This window comes from Curtobacterium sp. MCLR17_055 (assembly GCF_003234305.1).
Taxonomy (GTDB): domain Bacteria; phylum Actinomycetota; class Actinomycetes; order Actinomycetales; family Microbacteriaceae; genus Curtobacterium; species Curtobacterium flaccumfaciens.
Map to the genome: position 1 here is coordinate 149,550 of NZ_QKSX01000002.1, position 19,413 is coordinate 168,962.

Below are 19,413 nucleotides of genomic sequence, written 5' to 3' on the forward strand. Positions count from 1 at the left end.
CGGAGTCACATCTCTTCGTGCGTGTCCGGGTCGCCGTCCCACAGACGACCGCGCTCGAGCGCGGAGATCGCCTGCACCTCGTCGTCGGTCAGCTCGAAGCCGAAGACGTCGAGGTTCTCCTTCTGGCGGGCGGCGTCGCCCGACTTCGGCACCGGCACGGCACCGAGCTGGACGTGCCAGCGCAGCACGACCTGGCCGGGGGCCACCCCGTGCGCCGCGGCGGCATCGACGATCGGCTGCTCGGTGAGCAGTTCCGACCGCTTCGCGAGCGGGCTCCAGCTCTCGGTCACGATGCCGAGCTCCTGGTGCACCTTCCGCAGCTCCGCCTGGGGGAAGTACGGGTGCAGCTCCACCTGGTTGACGGCCGGGGCGACCCCGGTGGCGTCGACGATCCGGCGCAGGTGCTCGGGCGTGAAGTTCGAGACGCCGATCGAGCGGACCTTGCCGCTGTCGCGGAGGTCGACGAACGCCTTCCAGGTGTCGACGAACTTGTCCACCGACGGGTTCGGCCAGTGGATCAGGTACAGGTCGACGTGGTCGAGCCCCAGGTTGCCGAGGGTCTCGTCGATCGAGCGGTGCGCCTCGTCGTAGCCGTGGTGCCGGCCGGGGAGCTTCGACGTGACGACGAGGTCCTCGCGCGCCACCTCGGACTCACGGACCGCCTTGCCGACGGCGTCCTCGTTGCCGTAGTTCAGCGCCGTGTCGAGCAGCCGGTAGCCGCTCGCGATCGCGGTACCGACCGCCGCCGCGCCCTCGTCGCCGTTCAGGCCGTAGGTGCCGAGGCCGAGCTCCGGGAACCGGTGGCCGTCGTTCAGCTCGATCGTCGGGGCACCGACCTGCATCAGCGGACCCCGAGCAGGTCGATCACGAAGATGAGGGTCTTGCCGGACAGGAAGTGGCCACCACCGGCGGGGCCGTAGGCGAGCTCCGGCGGGACGACGAGCTTGCGGCGTCCGCCGACCTTCATGCCGGGGATGCCCTCCTGCCAGCCGCGCACCAGGGCCGCGAGCGGGAAGTCGATGGGCTCGCCGCGGTTCCAGGAGCTGTCGAACTCCTCGCCGGTCTCGTACTCGACGCCGGCGTAGTGGACCTTGACGGTCGAGCCGGCGGACGCTTCCTCGCCGGAGCCCTCGACGATGTCGGTGATGACGAGCTCGGTGGGGGCGGGGCCCTCGGGGGCGTCGAACTCGGGCTTGCTGTTCAGGTCAGTCATGCCCGTCAGTCAACCAGAGCGCGCACCGGGCACGCGCAACGAGCGTCCAGCCCGCAGAATGGTTCCACCGTGACACCATCGACTCCCGCACCGCCGCGCCGCCGCCTGCTCGCCGACCTCACCCCGCTCCGCCGCTCCCCCGCCTTCGCCCGGCTCTGGGCCGGCACGGCGATCGCCGGCATCGGTACCCAGATGACCACCGTCGCCGTCGGGCTCGAGGTCTACGAGATCACCCGCTCGACCTTCGCCGTGGCCCTGGTGGGTGTCATCGCGCTCGTGCCGATGATCGTCGCCGGCCTGTACGGCGGGATGCTCGCGGACGCCTTCGACCGACGCCTCGTCGCGCTCGTGTCGTCGATCATCGCGTGGGTCGCCGTCGCCCTGATCGCCACGCACGCCTGGCTCGACCTGCACAGCGTCGCACTGCTCTACGTGCTCGCGACGGTGAACGCCGTGGCGGCGACCGTCAGCAACGCCTCCCGCTCGGCCATCGTCCCGCGGCTCGTCGGCACCGACCTGCTGCCCGCGGCGAGCGCCCTGGGCGGGATCGCGTCCGGGTTCCAGGTCACCGTGGGTCCGGCGATCGCCGGTGTGCTCATCGCGACCGTCGGGTTCGCGCCGACGTACACGATCGACGTCGTGCTGTTCACGTTCGCGTTCCTCGGGGTGTTCACGCTGCCCCGGATGGCCGCCGACCAGGACGCACTGCGGCCGGGGCTCGGCTCGCTCATCGAGGGCGCGAAGTTCCTGCGGCGGTCGCGCAACATCACTATGACGTTCGTGCTCGACATCATCGCGATGACCTTCGGGCAGCCGCGTGTGCTGTTCCCCGCGATCGGCGCGCTCGTCATCGGCGGTGGGTCGATCACCGTCGGTACCCTGACCGCCGCGTACGCGATCGGGGCGCTGCTGTCGAGCGTGTTCTCCGGGCCGCTCGGGCACGTCCGACGCCAGGGTGAGGCCGTCGGCTGGGCCATCACGGCGTACGGCGGGGCGATCGCGGCGTTCGGTGTGGTCATCGCGCTGGCGCACGTGCTCGGCGGCCGCTCGGGCGAGGCGTTCGGCGTCGAGATCCTGCCGGCGCTCGGGCTCGCGGCGCTGTTCCTGGCGATGGCCGGCGGTGCGGACAACGTCAGCTCGGTGTTCCGGAACACGATCCTGCAGGCGGCGTCGCCGGACGGCATGCGCGGTCGGCTGCAGGGCATCTTCATCGTCGTCGTCACGGGCGGCCCACGGCTCGGCGACCTGTACGCCGGCCTGGTCGTCGCGGCCGGCATCGCGTACCCGCCGGTCATCGGCGGCGTGCTCATCATCGGCCTCGTCGCGCTGCTCCTCCGGATGGTCCCCTCGTTCCGCCGCTACGACGCCCTGCACCCCCACGCCAACTGACCGCGGGCCGCGGTCGAGTGCGGGTCCGCAAGACACCGGTGTTCGCACGTGGAACACCCGCGTTCCGCGGTGCGGAGCGTGAACACCGGTGTCTTGCAGGAGCTCGCGACGCGACCAACAGGCGGACGGGAAGCGCGGGGCGGGCCCGCCACGCGCCTCCAGGCCGTCACGTGTCGGGTACCGTACGACACATGCCGGACAGCGCATCGCGCGACCTCCAGCGGACGGGAGTCCGCGCCGTCGTCCGGCGCACCTACCACTCGGTCATCCGGCACCGCGTCGTCGACGCGGCCGCGTCGCTGACGTTCTTCGCGCTCCTGACGGTGTTCCCGACCGCGTTGGCGGTCGTGTCGGCGCTGTCGATCGTCGACCGCAAGGGCGACAGCCTGACCGACATCGTCGAGGTCCTCGGGTTCATCGTCCGGCCGGAGACCGCCCAGCACCTCGAGGGGCCGCTCCGGCAGCTGCTGACCCTGGACAACCCGTGGCTCGGGTTCACGATCGGCGTCGTGCTGACGCTCTGGTCACTGTCCGGCTACGCGACGGCGTTCGGGCGAGCGATGAACACTGCCTACGAGGTCGAGGAGGGCCGGCGGATCTGGAAGTTCCGCAGCATGATGCTCCTCGTCACGCTGCTCGTCATGGTCGGCGGCGCCGTCGCCATCGTCATCCTGCTCGGGACGCCGACGATCTCCGAGGCGGTGATCCGACAGCTCGGCTGGGCGCCCTGGATCGACGACGTGTGGAACGTGGTGAAGTGGCCCGTGCTGGCGGCCGACCTCGTCGTGATGGTGGCGGTGCTCTACTACGCGACGCCGAACGTGAAGACCCCGCAGCTGCGGTGGGTGTCGGCCGGTGCCGCGTTCGCGATCGTGACCTGGGCCATAGCCACGGTGGGGTTCGCCCTCTACGTGGAGACCCTCGGTGGCGGGAACCGCGCCTACGGGTGGCTCGGTGGCGCGATCCTGCTGCTCGTGTACCTGTACATCTCGAACTTCGTGCTCGTGGTCGGCGGGGAGCTCGACTCCGAGGTGATCCGGATGCGGCAGCTGCTCGCCGGCATCGAGGCGGACGAGTCGATCCGGCTGCCGCTGCGGGACGTCACGCGGAACTTCACGCTCGCGCGCTGGCGGGACCAGGACATCGCGGCCGCGCAGCACGTGCGGGCCGAGGCCGCGCGGGGTCGCCGAGGAAGAGGACGCCGAGCTGACCCCGGGCGAAGAGCACCTGCGGGCGATGGCGCACCAGGTGCGGGTGGGCGAGCGGCCGCTGCCCTGACGGGCGTGTGCGTGCGTGCGGTGATTGCGCGCGCGTTCCTGTGGTGCGGACGCCCCGCGTCAGCGCTTGCGCGCCTCGGCGTCCAGCATCTCCTCGGTGACGATCGGGATCGCGCCCGTCGCCAGCTCGATGCCCGACAGCCGTGCCGGGCTGAGCACGCGCATGACCTGGTCCTCCTCCATCAGGCCCGCGGCCACGACGAGCGTCGAGATCGGCGTCGAGGTGGTCAACGCCGTGTGCGCGATCGACGCCGCGGCCGCGTACCCGATGTACGGCGTCAGTGCGGTGACGACGCCGACGTTGGTGTCGACCTGGGCTGCGAGCTTCGCCTCGTTCGCCTCGATGCCGACGACGCAGTGCTCGCGCAGGGTCGCGCAGCCGCGGGACATCCACTGCAGCGACTGCAGGATCGAGTGGGCGATGATCGGCTCGAAGGCGTTGAGCTGCAGCTGCCCGCTCTCCGCCGCCATCGTCACGGTGGTGTCGGCCCCGGCGACCGCGTAGGCGATCTGGTTCACGACCTCGGGGATCACCGGGTTGACCTTGCCCGGCATGATCGACGAACCGGCCTGGCGAGCGGGCAACGTGATCTCGCCGAGACCCGCCTGCGGGCCGGACGACAGCAGCCGCAGGTCGTTGCAGATCTTCGAGAGCTTCGCGGCGCTGCGCTTCACCGTGCCGGACAGGGTCATGAACGCACCGGCGTCACTCGTCGCCTCGATGAGGTCGGGGGCGGTGACGACGTCGATGCCGCTCGCCTCCTGCAGCTGCCGACGGACCTCGTCGCGGTAGAGCGGGTCCGCGGTGATCCCGGTGCCGATCGCCGTCGCGCCGAGGTTCATCTCGGCGAGCAGCGGCATCACCTTGCGGAGCAGGTCCGCGTCCTCCTGGATCGTGTGCGAGAACCCGGTGAACTCCTGCCCGAGGGTCATCGGCACGGCGTCCTGCAGCTGCGTCCGGCCCACCTTCAGCACGTCGGCGAAGGCGCGGCCCCGCTCGGCGAACGCCGCGGAGAGCTCCTCGAGCTGCACGATCAGACGTCGGACCCCGAAGATCATCGCGATCTTGATGCTCGTCGGGTACGTGTCGTTCGTGGACTGGCTGCGGTTCACGTGGTCGATCGGGTGCAGGTACGCGTAGTCGCCCCGCTCACGGCCCAGGAGTTCGAGGGCCCGGTTCGCGAGCACCTCGTTCGTGTTCATGTTCGTGCTCGTCCCGGCGCCGCCCTGCACGACGTCGACGACGAACTGCTCGCGGAGTGCTCCGTCGCGGACCTCCTGCGCGGCACGGTCGATCGCGTCGGCGCGCTCCTCGTCGAGGACACCGATCGCCCGGTTCGCCCGCGCCGCCGCCTGCTTGACGGTGACGAGCGCCTCGATGAGGTCCGGGTACACGGCGATCGGCACGGAGGTGATCGGGAAGTTCTCCAGTGCCCGCAACGTGTTGATGCCCCAGTACGCGTCGTTCGGGACCTCTCGTGATCCCAGCGAGTCGCTCTCGGTCCGCGTCGTCGTCGTCACAGGTGCCTCCTCGTTGCCGGTCACACGTCGAGGCTAGTCCCGTCCGTCCGGCCGGTCCGGGAACGCGCCGGGACTGGGCGGAGCGGGCGGCGTGCCGCCACGGGCCTCCCGTCGCTTCGTGAGCAGAAGATGTCGGCTCGCGCTGCGGGACTCGACATCTTCTGCTCACCAAGCGCGCCGCCCGCGCGAGCGGGCGAAATGGCGTGGTCGCCTTCGCGACGCACGGTGGCATTTCGCCCGCTCGCCCGCGACGGACGGGAGGCCCGGTGCCAGGCCGCCACGGGCCTCCCGTCCGCCCGCCCGCGCACTTCGTGAGCAGAAGGGGTCGGGTCCCACACGGCGACTCGACATCTTCTGCTCACCAAGCGCGCCGCCCGCGTGCGCGGGCGCGGCGAACGCGCGACGAGTGAGCAGAAGACGCCGGGTCGCGAGGGGCGACCCGGCGTCTTCTGCTCACTCGATGAGCGTGCCCGTCAGTGGAACTGCGGGACGATGAGGTAGATGCCGTAGAGCACGACGGCGCCGCACACGACGAAGCACGCGATGGCCGCGGCGCGGAGTGCGCGTGCTGCCGCTGAGGCTCCGGCGGGGTTCGGGAAGCCGGCGGTGGCCGGGCCGATCGTGCCGTCGTCCTTCACGGTGAACTTGCCTTCGCGGGTGTCGGCGGCGCTCCAGAGACGGAGGCCGACCGAGTACACGGCGACGACGAAGCACGACGAAACCACGGCGACGAGCGCCACGGTGAGGAATGCGAACCAGTCGATGCCCATCAGCGACGGCCTCCCTTGCGGGCCGCCATGCGACGGAGCGTGCGCTCGCGGCTCAGTTCGGCGCGACGCTGGGCGACCGCGTCGGCACGCTTCTTGCGCTGCATGTCACGCAGCTCCTTGCGGGTCAGGACCGCGTTCGCGGCGACGTCGACCTCGATCGCGGAGGCCTGCTCGTGCGGCTTGCGGAGCGACCACAGGTACAGGCCGAGGATCACGACGGCACCGATCACGGCGTCGAGCACGAGCCCGATGACGCCAAGGCGGGCGATGCCCGAGGCGACCGCACCGACCGCGGCGGCCGCGGGCAGGGTGATGAACCAGGCGATGACGATCTTGCCGGCGGTCGACCACTGGATCTTCGAGCCGCGGCGGCCGAGACCGGCACCGATGATCGAGCCCGAGGACACCTGCGTGGTCGACAGCGCGAAGCCGAGGTGGCTGGAGGCGAGGATCGTCGCGGCGGTCGAGGCCTCGGCGGCGAAGCCCTGCGTCGCACGGATCTCGGTGATGCCCGATCCGAGGGTGCGGATGATGCGCCAGCCGCCCGTGTAGGTGCCGAGGGCGATCGCGAGGGCACAGGCGACGACGACCCAGAACTGCACGCCCTGGTTCGACGACTGCGCGCCCGAGGCGATGAGGGTCAGCGTGATGACACCCATCGTCTTCTGCGCGTCGTTCGTGCCGTGCGCCAGGGACACCATCGAGCTGGTGAAGACCTGCCCGATGCGGAACCCGCCGCGCTCGTTCGGGAACACCGGACGCTTCGTGATCCGGTACGCGATGCGCGTCGACAGGAACGACACGAGCGCGGCGATCACGGGCGAGGCGAACGCCGGGATGATCACCACCGTCAGCAGCGCGACGTAGTTGACCGACTGGAACCCGGCGCCGACGATCGCGGCACCGATGAGCCCGCCGAACAGCGCGTGCGACGACGACGACGGCAGCCCGCGGAGCCACGTGATCATGTTCCAGACGACTGCCCCGATCAGGCCCGCGAAGATCATCTCGGGGCTGATGGCGACGCCACCGGGCCCCTCGTTGATCAATCCGTGCGAGATCGACGTCGCCACGGCGGTGCTGAGGAACGCACCGACCAGGTTGAGCACCGCAGCGACGGTGACCGCCACCTTGGGCTTCATGGCGCCGGTCGCGATCGGGGTCGCCATCGCGTTGGCGGTGTCGTGAAAACCGTTTGTGAAGTCGAAGAAGAGGGCCAACGCGATGACCAGGACGACTATGAGTGTGATGTCCACCGCGGGCAAGTGTCCCAGGCGTCGGCCCTTCGAGCAAACCTGATCGGCAACCTGTTGTTCACCGCAGCTTCACACTCGTTCAGCTTCGGAACCATGCCGATGGGAGAATGCGTCCATGGACACCGCTGAGCTCCTCATCCTGCTGATCGGATCGCTCGCGGTGACGGGGTTCGCCCGGGCCAAGGGGCTCCCCGCTCCGCTGCTCGTCACGGCGGTCGCCCTGGCCGCCTCGTTCCTGCCCGGGCTGCCGCCGATGGAGATCGACTCCGAGGTCATCCTCACGGTGATCCTGCCGCCGCTGCTCTACTCGGCGGCGCTCGACGTGTCGTGGCAGAGCTTCCGCGGTTCGATCAAGCAGATCCGACGGCTCGGCATCTTCCTGGTGATCGTCACCGCGCTGGTCGTCGGCGGGGTGGCGTACCTGCTCATCCCGGACATGACGCTGCCCGCGGCGATCCTGCTCGGCGCGATCGTCGCCCCGCCGGACGCGGTGTCCGCGGCCGCGATCGGCCGGAAGCTCGGACTCCCCCGCCGCGTCATGACCGTGCTGTCCGGCGAGAGCCTGATCAACGACGCGGCCTCGCTGACCCTGGTGCGGGTGTTCACGCTCATCATCGCGGGCACGTCGCTGACGATCTGGCAGGACCTCGGCATCTTCGGCCTGGCGATCGGCGTCGGTCTGGTCGTCGGCATCGTGCTCGGCGTCGTCGTGCACTGGATCCGGATGCGCATCAACGACCCCGTGGTCGAGACGATCATGAGCATCCTGCTGCCGTTCGTCGCCTACATCCTCGCCGAGGACCTGTCCGGCTCCGGGGTCATCGCGGTCGTCACGGCGGGCCTGTACATCGGCTACAACTCGCCGAAGGAGGGCTACGCGACACGCCTGCAGGAGCGTCCGCTCTGGACGAGCATCGACGTCATCCTCGAGGGCTTCGTGTTCGCGCTCATCGGCCTGCAGCTCAACACCGTCGTGCAAGACCTGGTCGAGAGCGAGCGGAGCCTCGGGCAGACGCTCACCGCCGCGGCCGTCGTGCTCGCGGTGGTGATCCTGGTGCGGCCGCTGTTCGTGTTCGAGTCCTACGCGCGCAACCGGTTCAACGGGAAGTGGCTTCGCCCGCTGCGGATCAAGCTGTCCCGCGGGCACCCGTCGCTGCGCTGGATGCGCGGTTCGGCCGAGCCGAAGCTCAACTGGCGGGAGCTCACCGTCATCTCGTGGACGGGCATGCGCGGCGTGGTGACCCTTGCCGCAGCCGTGTCGGTCGTGGCGAGCCCGACGCAGATCCCGGCGCAGGACACCATCTTCATCATCGCCTTCTTCGTCACCGTCGGGACCCTGCTGCTGCAGGGACTCACCCTGCCGTTCGTCATCCGCGCGCTCAAGGTGCAGGACCCGGCCGAGGGCGAGGAAGACGTGCGCAGCGAGATGCGACTCAACCAGCGCACGACCGAGTCCGCGATCGAGCTGCTCGAGAAGCGGCGCCCGGCGTGGGCGAAGCAGTACGGCTCGGAGGCCGTCGACTCGGTGGTGAACCGGCTGAAGGCGCGACTCGAGCGGCAGGCCGAGACGTTCCGTCAGGACGCCGAGGAAGAAGAGGACGAGGGGCGGAACGTCGCACTGCGCCTCCGGGGCTCGCAGATCCAGGACATCCGACGCGAGCTCCTCGACCGCCGCCGCGAGATCGTGCTCGAGGAGCGTGAGAAGGGGAACCTCGACGAGGAGGTCATGCGCCGCGTGCTCGTGACCCTCGACGCCGAGGAGCTCGCGATGGACTCGGCGCAGGCGTCGCGCAGTCGCTCCTGAGCACCCCGGGCGTATCCTGGCGCTCCGATCGAGAGCAGGAGCAGAGCGCCGAGTGAGCACGCCGCGGAACGACGTCCCCAGGAACGACGACGGACCGGAGCGCCCCGGCGGTTCCCGTCCCACGCCGCCGAAGCCGCGTGGGACCAGGCCCTCCGCACGTGGGACCAAGCCGCGTCGTGGCGGCAAGGTCGCCGGGCACACGCGTTCGGGACCCCGGCGACAGGCTCCGGTGCCCGCGCCCCAGCAGCACGGCGCCTACCGCCGGTGGTACTCGACCCTGCACCCGTCGCTGCAGCTGATCGGCCTGCAGCTCTGGATGCCGCTGTTCTTCATCGTCGGGTTCTGCCTGTGCTACGTCTTCGCGTTCCACGCCCCGCACCCACACGACGTCCCGATCGCCCTGATCGGCAGCGACCCGGCGTTCGTGCAGGCGGTGCAGCAGGCGTTGCCGGGCGAGTTCGTGTTCCACACGTACGACTCGCTCGCGCAGGCGAAGCGCGACGTGGTGGGTGGCTCCATGGCGGTCGCGTACGACCCCGCTGCGAACGAGTTCTTCAAGGCGAGCGCCCACCAGTTCCAGGTCGCGAGCCTCGTCCCGGCCACCCTCACCGCGGTGCTGACCGGCCTGGGCGTGGCGACCCCGAAGGTCACCGAGCTCGCACCGCTGCCGGCGTGGGACGAGTACGGCACCGTCGCGATGTACGTCATGCTCGCGTGGTGCATCGGCGGCTACATGGTCGCGATGTTCATCGGCATCATGGGCGGCCCGCTCCGGCACCGCACCCGGATGACGGTCATCGTGGTCGGCGGCCTCGTCATCTCGCTCATCACGAACACGCTCGCCGGGCCCGTGCTCGGCGCCATCCACGGGCACTGGATCCAGCTCGTGCTCATCGCCTGGGGCTGGATCGTGGCGATCGGCCTGGCGGTGAACGGCCTGAGCTACTTCGTCGGCCGGTTCATCGCCGCACCCGCGATGATCTGCTTCGTCTTCCTGTCCATGCCGTCGTCCGGCGGCGCCTACCCGAAGTGGTTCATGCCCGAGCCCTTCGCCTGGCTGAACAACGTCGTCGTCGGCTCGAGCATGGTCGACATGATCAAGCACCAGGTCTACGGCGTCGGCCCCGGCCCGGCCCGCGGCCTGATCACGATGGCCTGCTACGCCACGGCCGGCCTGGTGCTGATGTACTTCGGCAAGAAGTGGTGGGAGCGCCGACGGATCCGGGCGATCGTCACCGGCCGGACCACGATGTTCCAGGACGCCAACACCGCCAACCGCGAGTTCCTCGGCGGGCAGCGCGACGCCGAGCTCGAGCGCCACGGCCTGACCTCCACCGAGACCGGCACCCTGAGCGTGCTGCGGGACGACGACTGGGAGGACGACCGCACCGGCGGTGACGTCTTCACCGGCGGTCGCGACGGCCTCGAGCCGGACGCGACGCCGACCGGGCGCATCGCCGTGCAGCGCCCCGCGAACCGGAAGGAACCGCGACCAGCGGCGGCTCCGCACGGCAAGCACGCCGACCGCTGACGCGTATCCTGATCGGATGAACCCCCGCATCACCTGGCACCGCGTCCTCATCACCGTCGTCGTCGTGTTCCTCGTGATGACGGTCGGCTTCTACGCCGCGAGCGTCCTGCTCGCGCCCGCCGACGGCCGCGGCACCGCCGGGCTGTTCGTCGGGTGGGCGATGTTCTCGATGATCGGCGCGATCGTCGTCGGCATCATCGACTTCTTCGTGCGGCCCCTGGGTGGCCGGAGCGGCGACGCCGACGTCATGGCCGCCGCCGAGGAAGCGCGCACCGGCAGCACCCGCACCCAGCAGCCGCGCTAGCCGCTAGTCACCCACGCCCACGCCGACGCCCGTCCCGGTGAACCCGGCGACCGTCGCGTCGTCCTCGGCGAACGTGAACCGCGCGCGGACGCTGCCCCCGGCGAGCACGCCCGGCAGCCAGTAGCGGGCGTCGTCCCACATCGCGTCGTAGGGCACGGTGTCGACGGGGATCCACCGCGGCTCCAGTTCGTCGGAGCCCGACGGGTCTCCCTGCCAGCGGCGGCAGACGAAGACGTCCGAGACCTGGGACCAGGACGGTCGGTACGGGAACCGGTAGTCCAACGTGCCACGGGCCTCCAGGTCGACCGCGTCGAGCCGCAGGCCGACCTCTTCACGCACCTCGCGCACGGCGGTCTCGACCGCCGACTCACCGGGCTCGCGCTTGCCGCCGGGGCCGACCAGACGGCCCGTTCCGAGGCCGCGGCGCTTCTCCCCCAGCAGGACCTCGGGGCCTGCCTCGCCGTCGCGCAGCAGGTACACGACCACCACCCGGGGATGCTGGGACTTGCTCTCGTCGCGAAGGGTCACGCGTCCAGTGTGACCGATGGAGTGTCGTACGCTTTTCCCATGGCAGGCGTGCTGCGGGGGCACCATGGCTGAGCCCCGCAGGACCGGGCGCAGCCTCGAAGTGCTGCGCGCCGAAGCCGCCGAGGAGATCTCGATGCTCGTCGAGCACCGCAGTCGTCAGGGCGAGGACCCGTGGGAGTTCATGCCGACGCTCCCCACCGTCGACGAGCAGGTCGTGCTGATCCTGCGCGCGGACGCCGTCGACCTGGACGAGGCGATCGGCAAGCGGCACGCGCAGTGGTCGAGCCACCCGGCGTCCGGGCAGGGCACCCGGCTGGGCGAGGAGTACCACCGGCTGCGCCGGATCGCGCTGCAGCACCCCGAGCTGACGCCCGCCGTGTGGAAGCTGCTGGGCGCGCTGCCCGAAGCCGGCTGAGCTGCGGTTGGATGGACGCATGACCGAAACCGTGCTCGCCGTCCTCAACCAGCCCTCCCGCGACGCCGCGCCGCACGACCCCGCGGCCGACGCCTTCACCTGGGCGAAGCCGCTCGAGGAGCACGTGCAGGTGCAGGACCTCGGCGTCACGCGCGGCGACGGCGTGTTCGAGACGATCACGGTGATCGACGGTCGGCCCCAGGCCCTCGAGGCGCACCTCGCCCGCTTCGGCCGCTCCGCCGCGATGCTCGACCTGCCCGCGCCCGACCCGGAGGCCTGGCGCCAGGCCATCGAGGCCGTCTGCGCCCGCCTCGACCCGGTGCGCGAGGCCTTCGCCAAGACCGTCCTGACCCGTGGGGTCGAGGGCACCGACCGTCCGACCGGGTGGGTCTACGCCGCGCCGTCGGGTGACTCCACGGCCGCCCGCACCGAGGGCATCTCCGTCGTCGTCCTGGACCGCGGGTACCGGCACGACGTCGAGCGCACCTCGCCGTGGCTGCTGCAGGGCGCGAAGACGCTGTCGTACGGCGTCAACATGGCCGCCCTGCGCGAGGCCGTCCGCCGCGGCGCCGACGACGCCCTGTTCGTCTCGAGCGACGGCTACGTGCTCGAGGGCACCCGCGCCAACCTGATCATGAAGGTCGGCGACCGGCTCGTCACGCCCCGCACCGACATCGGGATCCTGGCCGGCACGACGCAGGCGGACGTGTTCCGCTTCGCCGAGCAGGAGGGCATCGAGACCGCCTACGAACTCGTCACCCTCGCCGACCTGGCAGCGGCGGACGCGCTCTGGCTCGTGTCGAGCGTGCGGCAGGCCGCGCCGATCCGCTCGGTGAACGGCGACGCGCGTCCGATCGACGCCGAGCTCACGACGCGGATCAACGACTTCCTGCTGGCGCGCGAGGTCTGAGCACGCGGCGCCCCCGGCGCAACGGCCTGGAGGCCCGGATCGCGACCCGCAGGCACGTCGCGATCCGGGCCTCCCGGCTGTGCACCCGCTACCAGCGCGGCGTGGTGACGCCGGCCCCGTCGGCCCACGCGAAGACGGGCTTGCCCTCGATCCAGACGCGCGTCGCGCGGCTGGTCGCGTCGAGCGGGTCGCCGTCCCAGAGCACGAGGTCGGCGTCGTAGCCCTCGGCCAGCCGACCGACGCGGTCCCCGAACCCGAGGAACTCGGCCGGGTTGACGGTGAGGGCCTCGAGTGCGGTCTGGGCGGGCAGGCCCTCCTTCACGGCGGCGGTCGCCTGGTCGACGAGCATGTTGATCGGCACGACCGGCGCGTCCGTCGTGATGGCGACCCGGACCCCGGCCGCCGCGATGGTGGCGAGGTTCGGGATGCCGCGGTCGCGGAGCTCGACCTTCGAGCGGCTGGTGAAGAGCGGGCCGTAGATGACCGGGATGTCCTTGGCGGCCAGCACGTCGGCGATCTTGTGCGCCTCGGTGCCGTGGTTCACGACGAGGCGGTAGCCGAACTCCTCGGACAGGCGGATCGCGGTGGCGATGTCGTCGTGGCGGTGGGTGTGCTGGTCCCAGACGAGCTCGCCGTCGAGCACCCGGACGAGCGTCTCCTTCGTCAGGTCGCGGGCGAACGGCTCGTCCTTCGCGGCTGCGGCGTCGCGGGCGGCCTTGTAGTTCTGCGCCTCCACGAAGGCGTCGCGGATGATCTTCGCGACGCCGAGCCGGGTCGAGGGCGTCTGGCCCTTGCCGCCGTAGACCCGCTTCGGGTTCTCGCCGAGGGCGCTCTTCACGCTCACCGAGTCGGAGATGAGCTGCTCGTCGATCGTCCGGCCACCCCAGGTCTTGATGGCGACGCTCTGCCCGCCGATCGGGTTGCCGGAGCCGGGCTTGACGACGATGCTCGTGATCCCGCCGGCCAGGGCGTCCCGGAAGCCCTCGTCGTCGATGTCGATCGCGTCGATCGCGCGGACGCCGGCCATGTTCGGGGCGGTCATCTCGTTCGTGTCGTTGCCGGCCTCGCCGTTGGCCTCCTCGTGGATGCCGACGTGGCCGTGCGCCTCGACGAAGCCGGGGACGAGCCACGAACCCGCGGCGTCGATGACCGTCATCCCCTCGGGCGGGGAGACGTCCGGACCGATCGCGGTGATCCGGCCGTCCTCGACGACGACCGCGCCGCCGTCGAAGGCTGGAGCGGAGACGGGGACGACGTGGGCACCGGTGATCGCGAAGGAGTTGCTCATGGCACCAACGGTACGCGGGGCGCGGTGCGCGGGCGGGCGCCGTCGCACGGGCGCGGGCGGGCGCAGTCGCACGGGTGCGCGCGGCGGCGAGCGGGCGAAATACCGATTCCTGGCGTCGAGCGTCCGGGTGGCTCTACCGTCGCGGGATGGCACACCGGAGCGACACCTGGCCCACGCACGAACGCAGCGAGCGACCGTGGCGCAGCGCCGTCCGCGGGTGCCGTGACGACCGGCTGGTGACCACCGTGCGGGTGTCGCTGCCCCCGTCCATCGCGAGGGCTCGGTGGACGCCCGACGACGACACCGTCGCGCTGCTCGACCGGAGCGCCACGGCCCTGCGCGCCCTCGACGTCCACCACGGCTCCCGGCTCGCGCCGCTCGGGTCCGTGCTCGGCCGGACCGAAGCCGTCGCGTCGTCGCGGATCGAGGACGAGTCCGCGACGATCGACGACCTGGCGCGGGCACTCGTCGGCATCCGCGCGAACACGGGGGCCACCGCGGTCGTCCGGGCCGGTGGCGCCGTCGAGCACCTGGTGTCCGGAGCGGACTCGGGCACCGTCACCGAGGCCTCCTTCCTCGAGGCACACCGCCTGCTGATGCGCGACGACCCGGTGGACGGACGGTACGCCGGCCGGTACCGCGACGTGCAGAACTGGATCGGCGGCGGCGCCACGCCCCGCGACGCCGTGTACGTGCCACCACCGCCCGAGCTCGTGGCACCGCTGATGGCCGACCTGTTCGCGTTCGTGCACCGTGTGGACCTGCACCCGATCGCCCAGGCCGCGATCGCCCACGCCCAGTTCGAGTCGATCCACCCGTTCACCGACGGCAACGGTCGGATCGGGCGCGCGCTGATCGGTGCCGTGCTCCGGCGTCGCGGGGTGACGACCACGGTCACGGCACCGGTGGCCACCGCGCTCGCGGCGGATCGGCGGCGGTACTTCCGGCACCTCGAGCAGTACCGCGACGGCAAGGTCACCGGGTTCGTGGTCGACCTGGCCCTGGCGATCGGGACGGTGTGCGACGAGGCGACGCTGAGCGCCCTGCTGCTCGCCGAGCACGACGCCGATCGGTCCGTCGGCCCCTGCGCCTCGGGCCCGCACGCCGTCGTCGGCCGTGCGCTCGCCGACGACCCCGTCCTGACCGAATCGCACCTGGACACCCTGCTCACCACCGACGAGGTCGAGCGCGTCACCCACGACCTGGTGCTGGCGGGAGTGCTCCGTCCGGTCACCGTTCGTCGCCGTGACCGCGCGTGGGTCGCGCCCGCCGTGGTCGACGAGCTCGAGGCGTTCGAGCGGCGGGTGCAGGCGGCGGTGGGCGGGCGCGAGCGCACGGCGGCCTGACCGGGGGTGCGGGCGAATAGGGTGGGACGGTGAGCAACGAGCACACCGCATCCACCCCGCCCAGCGCCGCCAAGCGGCCCGTGACACGGACCCACCACGGCATCGACTTCGTCGACGACTACGAGTGGCTGCGGGACAAGGAATCCCCCGACACCCTGGCGTACCTCGAAGCCGAGAACGCCCACACCGACGCCGCCACCGCGCACCTCGCGCCGCTGCGGGACCGCATCTTCGCCGAGGTGAAGAGCCGCGTCCAGGAGACCGACCTCTCCGTGCCGGTCCGCATGGGCGACTGGTGGTACTTCACCCGCACCGCTGAGGGCAGCCAGTACGGCGTGCACTGCCGCGTGCCCGTCGCCGGCCCCGACGACTGGACGCCGCCCGCCGTCGTCGAGGGCGAGTCGACACTCCCCGGCGAGCAGGTAGTCCTCGACGGCAACGCCCTGGCCGACGGCCACGAGTTCTTCTCCCTCGGCACCTACGACATCAGCGACGACGGCACCCGCCTGGTCTACGGCATCGACGTCGAGGGCGACGAGCGGTACACCCTGCACGTGCGCGACCTGGCCTCGGGGACCGACCTCGGCGACGCCATCCCGAACACGGGCGCCGGCGCCACGTTCGACCCGGCCGGCCGCTACGTCTTCTACCCCACGGTCGACGAGTCGTGGCGTCCGGACAAGATCTGGCGCCACACGGTCGGCACCGCGGCGTCCGAGGACGTCCTGGTGTTCGAGGAACCCGACGACCGCTACTGGGTCGGTGTCGGTGTCACCCGTTCGTCGCAGTACATCGTCATCGAGCTCGGCTCGAAGATCACGTCCGAGGCGCACGTCCTCGACGCTGCGGACCCCACCGGTGAGTTCCAGGTCGTCTGGCCCCGCCGTGAGGGTGTCGAGTACGAGATCGAGCACGCCATCGTGGGCGGCAGCGACCGGTTCCTGGTGCTGCACAACGACGGCGCCGAGAACTTCGAGCTCGTCGACGTCCCCGCCGACGACCCGACGTCCGAGCGTGACCGCCGCGTCGTCGTGGCGCACCACACCGAGCGCCGCATCGAGTCGGTCGACGCCTTCGCCGGACACCTCGCCCTGGAGTACCGGTCCGAGGCGCTCCCCCGCGTCGCGATCATCCCGATCGAGGGCGACGGCTACGGCGACGCGCATGAGGTCCCCTTCGACGAAGCACTGTTCTCGGCGGGGCTCGGCGGCAACCCGGAGTGGGAGCAGCCGACGCTCCGCATCGGGTACACGTCGTTCGTGACCCCCTCCGAGGTCAGCGACCTCGACCTGGCCACCGGCGAGGTCACCGTCCTGAAGCGTCAGCCCGTGCTCGGCGGCTACGACCCGGCCGACTACGTGCAGGAGCGCGACTGGGCGACCGCCTCGGACGGCACCCGCGTGCCGATCTCGCTCGTCTGGCGTCGTGACGCCGTCGAGGACGGCACCCCGGCACCGCTGCACCTCTACGGCTACGGCTCGTACGAACACTCGATCGACCCCGGCTTCAGCGTCATGCGCCTGTCGATGCTCGACCGCGGTGTCGTCTTCGCCGTCGCGCACGTCCGTGGTGGCGGTGAGCTCGGCCGGCACTGGTACGAGAACGGCAAGACCCTGACGAAGAAGAACACCTTCACCGACTTCGTCGCGGTCGCCGAGCACCTGATCGAGTCCGGCCGGACGAGCGCCGACCGTCTCGTGGCCGAGGGCGGCAGCGCGGGCGGGCTCCTGATGGGTGCGGTCGCCAACCTCGCACCAGAGCGGTTCGCCGGCATCCTGGCCGCCGTGCCGTTCGTCGACGCCCTGACGAGCATCCTCGACCCGGACCTGCCCCTCACCGTCATCGAGTGGGACGAGTGGGGCGACCCGCTGCACGACGCCGAGGTCTACCGCTACATGAGCGAGTACACCCCGTACGAGAACGTCCGCGACGACGTGCAGTACCCGCAGATCCTCGCCGTGACCTCGATCAACGACACCCGCGTGCTGTACGTCGAGCCCGCGAAGTGGACCGCGAAGCTCCGCGAGGTCGGCGCGCCCGTGCTGCTGAAGACCGAGATGTCCGCCGGCCACGGTGGTGTCAGCGGTCGCTACGCGTCGTGGAAGGAGCGGGCGTTCGAACTCGCCTGGCTGCTCGACGTGCTCGGGCTCGCCGACGAGACGCCCGCCGCCGCGACCGCCAACCCGATCGCCGCGGGCTGAGCGACGCCTCGCACTTCGTGAGCAGAAGAGGTCGGGTCCGAACGCGGGACCCGACCTCTTCTGCTCACCAAGCGAACGAAGCGCTCACACGCGGTTGAGCGCGTGCACCGCCTCGTCGTAGGACTCCTCGGCCAGGCGCACCCGGTCCCCCGCGAGCACCCCGTACCCGAACGTGCCCTCACCCCCGCGCTCCGCGATCGCCGCGTTCGCCCGCAGGATGTCGAGGGCGTGCAGGGACCGCACCCGTTCGGTCAGCACGTCGGCGGCGGTGCCGATCCGCTTCCACAGCGCGTGCGGGAACGCGTCGTCGCCGAGCACGTCCATCGCCATCCGGGCGCGCATCGTCTCCTGCCACGCCGCCTCGGTGGTGGTCCGGTCGGCGGCCTCGCGCTCGGCAGCGGTGTCCGAGGTGTCGTCGGCGACGGCGGCCCGGACGAGTTCGCGCACGCGCGGCTTCACGACGGCGCCGACGTCCTGCGCGACCTGCTTCGGTGCGCGGAGCGACCACGCCGTCGGAGCCGGTCGCTCGGCCGCGTCGTCGAGGGCATCGAGCAGTTCGAGGAACGGCTCGCCGTGCAGGAACGCGACGACGTCCCGCACCGCCTGGTCGCGACGTTCCCGGGTCGAGGCGAGGATGCGCTCACGGGTCATCGCGTCGACCAGGTCGTCCTGCGCCGGCGACGACGCCCGCGGCAACCGGTCGATCAGGTACTCGGCCAGCGCCGCACGCGCGGTGACGCCCGCCAGGCCGTCCGCCGCCTCGGCGGCGCGGTCGACGGCCTCGCCGTCGGGGAATGCAGGTCGGTAGGCGCCCAGGATCGCGGCGATCTCGAGGGTGGTGTCGGCCGCCTGCCGGAGGTCGGCCGTGTCGCCGGAGCGGAGCCGGGCCTCCTGGCCGAGCAGCGCGACGCGCAGCTTGCGCACCCGCTTCGCCAGGATGCGTGCGGTCGTGCCCTTGGCCGGCTTCTCCTCGGTCTGGAGGCGCGGTGCCGGTGCTCCTGCCAGCCCGCGTGCCAGCTTGGACGCGACGGCGGCGGGGCCGGCGCCGACGGCCGCGAAGCGTCCGTCGAGGGCCGCGAACAGCTCGTGGGCGATCTGCGGGTCGACGCCGTCGACGGTCTCGACCTCGACCTCGCGCCAGGTGCGCGGGGTCTCCGGAGCGTCGTCGTCGAGACGCTGTGCGGTGACCTGGTCGTCGGCGAGCTCGGCGATCTGGTCGCCGTCCTCGTCGAGCAGTCGGGTGACGGTGCGGGTGGTCGTGATCCGGACGACGGGACGCAGCCCGCGGCCACGACGCTCCGTGAAGAGCGCGGCGAGGACCTCGTCGGGCACCGTGTCGGCGTCGTCGGTCAGGGGGAACTGCTGCTCGTGGCGGACCGTGTCCGACTCCGAGCGCTTGATGTGCCAGCCGGCGTCGGGGCCACCCGTGCGACGGCGCACGGTCACCCGCGCGGCCACCAGGTCGTACCGCTCGGTGTCCCAGTAGGTCGCGTCCAGTTCGAACGGCTCCTGGTGCTCGGTGCGGAGGATGCCGCCCGCGCCGACGAGGTCGGGGAGGGCACCGCCCTCGGGCAGGTCGTAGGTGCGCTCGATCTCGAGGTGCGTGTGGCTCACACGCTCTTGTCTACCAGGCACTGCGGGGTTTCCCCGCACCCGGGGT

General features: G+C 71.3%; 16 protein-coding genes and 1 pseudogene. 9 read left to right on the plus strand and 8 right to left on the minus strand.

The genetic code is table 11. The features are described from left to right. Window positions 1-5: 5 nt before the first annotated feature. Both DEJ09_RS02620 and DEJ09_RS02625 read right to left on the minus strand, forming a co-directional pair. Complete coding sequence (locus DEJ09_RS02620) at window positions 6-842, minus strand: aldo/keto reductase (RefSeq protein WP_027464743.1); 837 nt, start codon at window positions 840-842, stop codon at window positions 6-8. After that, complete coding sequence (locus DEJ09_RS02625) at window positions 842-1,213, minus strand: FKBP-type peptidyl-prolyl cis-trans isomerase (RefSeq protein WP_173035534.1); 372 nt, start codon at window positions 1,211-1,213, stop codon at window positions 842-844. The genes DEJ09_RS02620 and DEJ09_RS02625 overlap by 1 nt, the downstream gene beginning before the upstream one ends. 69 nt (window positions 1,214-1,282) lie before the next feature. Here DEJ09_RS02625 and DEJ09_RS02630 point away from each other — a divergent pair, with 69 nt between their 5' ends. Then, window positions 1,283-2,602, plus strand: a complete 1,320-nt coding sequence (locus DEJ09_RS02630) for an MFS transporter (RefSeq protein ID WP_111087560.1) — start codon at window positions 1,283-1,285, stop codon at window positions 2,600-2,602. A 191-nt stretch (window positions 2,603-2,793) separates the two neighbouring features. Then, window positions 2,794-3,624 (plus strand): annotated as a pseudogene (locus DEJ09_RS18500) (YihY/virulence factor BrkB family protein); the annotation flags it as partial. 315 nt (window positions 3,625-3,939) lie between these two features. Here DEJ09_RS18500 and DEJ09_RS02645 read toward each other — a convergent pair. From DEJ09_RS02645 to DEJ09_RS02655, 3 genes are all read right to left on the minus strand, one after another. Next, a complete protein-coding gene (locus tag DEJ09_RS02645) occupies window positions 3,940-5,400 on the minus strand; it encodes an aspartate ammonia-lyase (RefSeq protein ID WP_258370489.1) in 1,461 nt (486 codons plus the stop codon). 473 nt (window positions 5,401-5,873) lie between these two features. Continuing rightward, entirely contained in the window at window positions 5,874-6,170 is a 297-nt protein-coding gene (locus tag DEJ09_RS02650; RefSeq protein ID WP_027464739.1) for a hypothetical protein, read from the minus strand. After that, window positions 6,170-7,426: an inorganic phosphate transporter gene (locus DEJ09_RS02655; protein WP_035807670.1), complete on the minus strand. Its 1,257-nt coding sequence runs from the start codon at window positions 7,424-7,426 to the stop codon at window positions 6,170-6,172. Before DEJ09_RS02655 ends, DEJ09_RS02650 begins: the two co-directional genes overlap by 1 nt. 115 nt (window positions 7,427-7,541) lie before the next feature. Here DEJ09_RS02655 and DEJ09_RS02660 point away from each other — a divergent pair, with 115 nt between their 5' ends. The 3 genes from DEJ09_RS02660 (at window position 7,542) to DEJ09_RS02670 (ending at window position 11,065) form a co-directional block, all read left to right on the plus strand. Beyond that, complete coding sequence (locus DEJ09_RS02660) at window positions 7,542-9,230, plus strand: sodium:proton antiporter (RefSeq protein ID WP_111087562.1); 1,689 nt, start codon at window positions 7,542-7,544, stop codon at window positions 9,228-9,230. 229 nt (window positions 9,231-9,459) lie between these two features. Next, the gene (locus DEJ09_RS02665; protein ID WP_071405578.1) at window positions 9,460-10,761 is read left to right on the plus strand and encodes an ABC transporter permease; all 1,302 of its coding nucleotides are present in this window, start codon (window positions 9,460-9,462) and stop codon (window positions 10,759-10,761) included. A gap of 16 nt (window positions 10,762-10,777) precedes the next feature. Beyond that, window positions 10,778-11,065, plus strand: coding sequence for a hypothetical protein (locus DEJ09_RS02670; RefSeq protein WP_110864711.1), 288 nt, complete (start codon window positions 10,778-10,780; stop codon window positions 11,063-11,065). Window positions 11,066-11,068: 3 nt separating this feature from the next. Here the strand turns inward: DEJ09_RS02670 and DEJ09_RS02675 are convergent, their stop codons facing one another. Further along, window positions 11,069-11,593: an 8-oxo-dGTP diphosphatase gene (locus tag DEJ09_RS02675; protein ID WP_173035538.1), complete on the minus strand. Its 525-nt coding sequence runs from the start codon at window positions 11,591-11,593 to the stop codon at window positions 11,069-11,071. Window positions 11,594-11,657: 64 nt separating this feature from the next. Between DEJ09_RS02675 and DEJ09_RS02680 the strand changes: the two genes are divergently transcribed. Then, a complete protein-coding gene (locus DEJ09_RS02680) occupies window positions 11,658-12,008 on the plus strand; it encodes a tryptophan synthase subunit alpha (RefSeq protein ID WP_027464736.1) in 351 nt (116 codons plus the stop codon). Window positions 12,009-12,027: 19 nt separating this feature from the next. Next, window positions 12,028-12,918: an aminodeoxychorismate lyase gene (locus tag DEJ09_RS02685; protein WP_027464735.1), complete on the plus strand. Its 891-nt coding sequence runs from the start codon at window positions 12,028-12,030 to the stop codon at window positions 12,916-12,918. Window positions 12,919-13,006: 88 nt separating this feature from the next. On the opposite strand, the gene DEJ09_RS02690 is transcribed toward DEJ09_RS02685, so the two are convergent. Further along, a complete protein-coding gene (locus DEJ09_RS02690) occupies window positions 13,007-14,206 on the minus strand; it encodes an amidohydrolase (protein WP_111087564.1) in 1,200 nt (399 codons plus the stop codon). Between the two features lie 146 nt (window positions 14,207-14,352). Between DEJ09_RS02690 and DEJ09_RS02695 the strand changes: the two genes are divergently transcribed. Next, the gene (locus DEJ09_RS02695; RefSeq protein WP_111087565.1) at window positions 14,353-15,552 is read left to right on the plus strand and encodes a Fic family protein; all 1,200 of its coding nucleotides are present in this window, start codon (window positions 14,353-14,355) and stop codon (window positions 15,550-15,552) included. A 29-nt stretch (window positions 15,553-15,581) separates the two neighbouring features. Further along, entirely contained in the window at window positions 15,582-17,753 is a 2,172-nt protein-coding gene (locus DEJ09_RS02700) for a S9 family peptidase (protein ID WP_111047942.1), read from the plus strand. A gap of 84 nt (window positions 17,754-17,837) precedes the next feature. Here DEJ09_RS02700 and DEJ09_RS02705 read toward each other — a convergent pair whose 3' ends face one another. Continuing rightward, entirely contained in the window at window positions 17,838-19,367 is a 1,530-nt protein-coding gene (locus DEJ09_RS02705) for a CYTH domain-containing protein (protein ID WP_181433241.1), read from the minus strand. Window positions 19,368-19,413 lie beyond the last annotated feature (46 nt).

Excerpts from the sequence above, each read along its gene's own strand:
- DEJ09_RS02695 (WP_111087565.1), top strand. The coding sequence starts at position 14,353 with ATGGCACACCGGAGCGACACCTGGCCCACGCACGAACGCAGCGAGCGA.
- DEJ09_RS02670 (WP_110864711.1), top strand. The coding sequence starts at position 10,778 with ATGAACCCCCGCATCACCTGGCACCGCGTCCTCATCACCGTCGTCGTC.
- DEJ09_RS02680 (WP_027464736.1), top strand. The coding sequence starts at position 11,658 with ATGGCTGAGCCCCGCAGGACCGGGCGCAGCCTCGAAGTGCTGCGCGCC.
- DEJ09_RS02690 (WP_111087564.1), bottom strand. The coding sequence starts at position 14,206 with ATGAGCAACTCCTTCGCGATCACCGGTGCCCACGTCGTCCCCGTCTCC.
- DEJ09_RS02625 (WP_173035534.1), bottom strand. The coding sequence starts at position 1,213 with ATGACTGACCTGAACAGCAAGCCCGAGTTCGACGCCCCCGAGGGCCCC.
- DEJ09_RS02650 (WP_027464739.1), bottom strand. The coding sequence starts at position 6,170 with ATGGGCATCGACTGGTTCGCATTCCTCACCGTGGCGCTCGTCGCCGTG.
- DEJ09_RS02660 (WP_111087562.1), top strand. The coding sequence starts at position 7,542 with ATGGACACCGCTGAGCTCCTCATCCTGCTGATCGGATCGCTCGCGGTG.
- DEJ09_RS02685 (WP_027464735.1), top strand. The coding sequence starts at position 12,028 with ATGACCGAAACCGTGCTCGCCGTCCTCAACCAGCCCTCCCGCGACGCC.
- DEJ09_RS02620 (WP_027464743.1), bottom strand. The coding sequence starts at position 842 with ATGCAGGTCGGTGCCCCGACGATCGAGCTGAACGACGGCCACCGGTTC.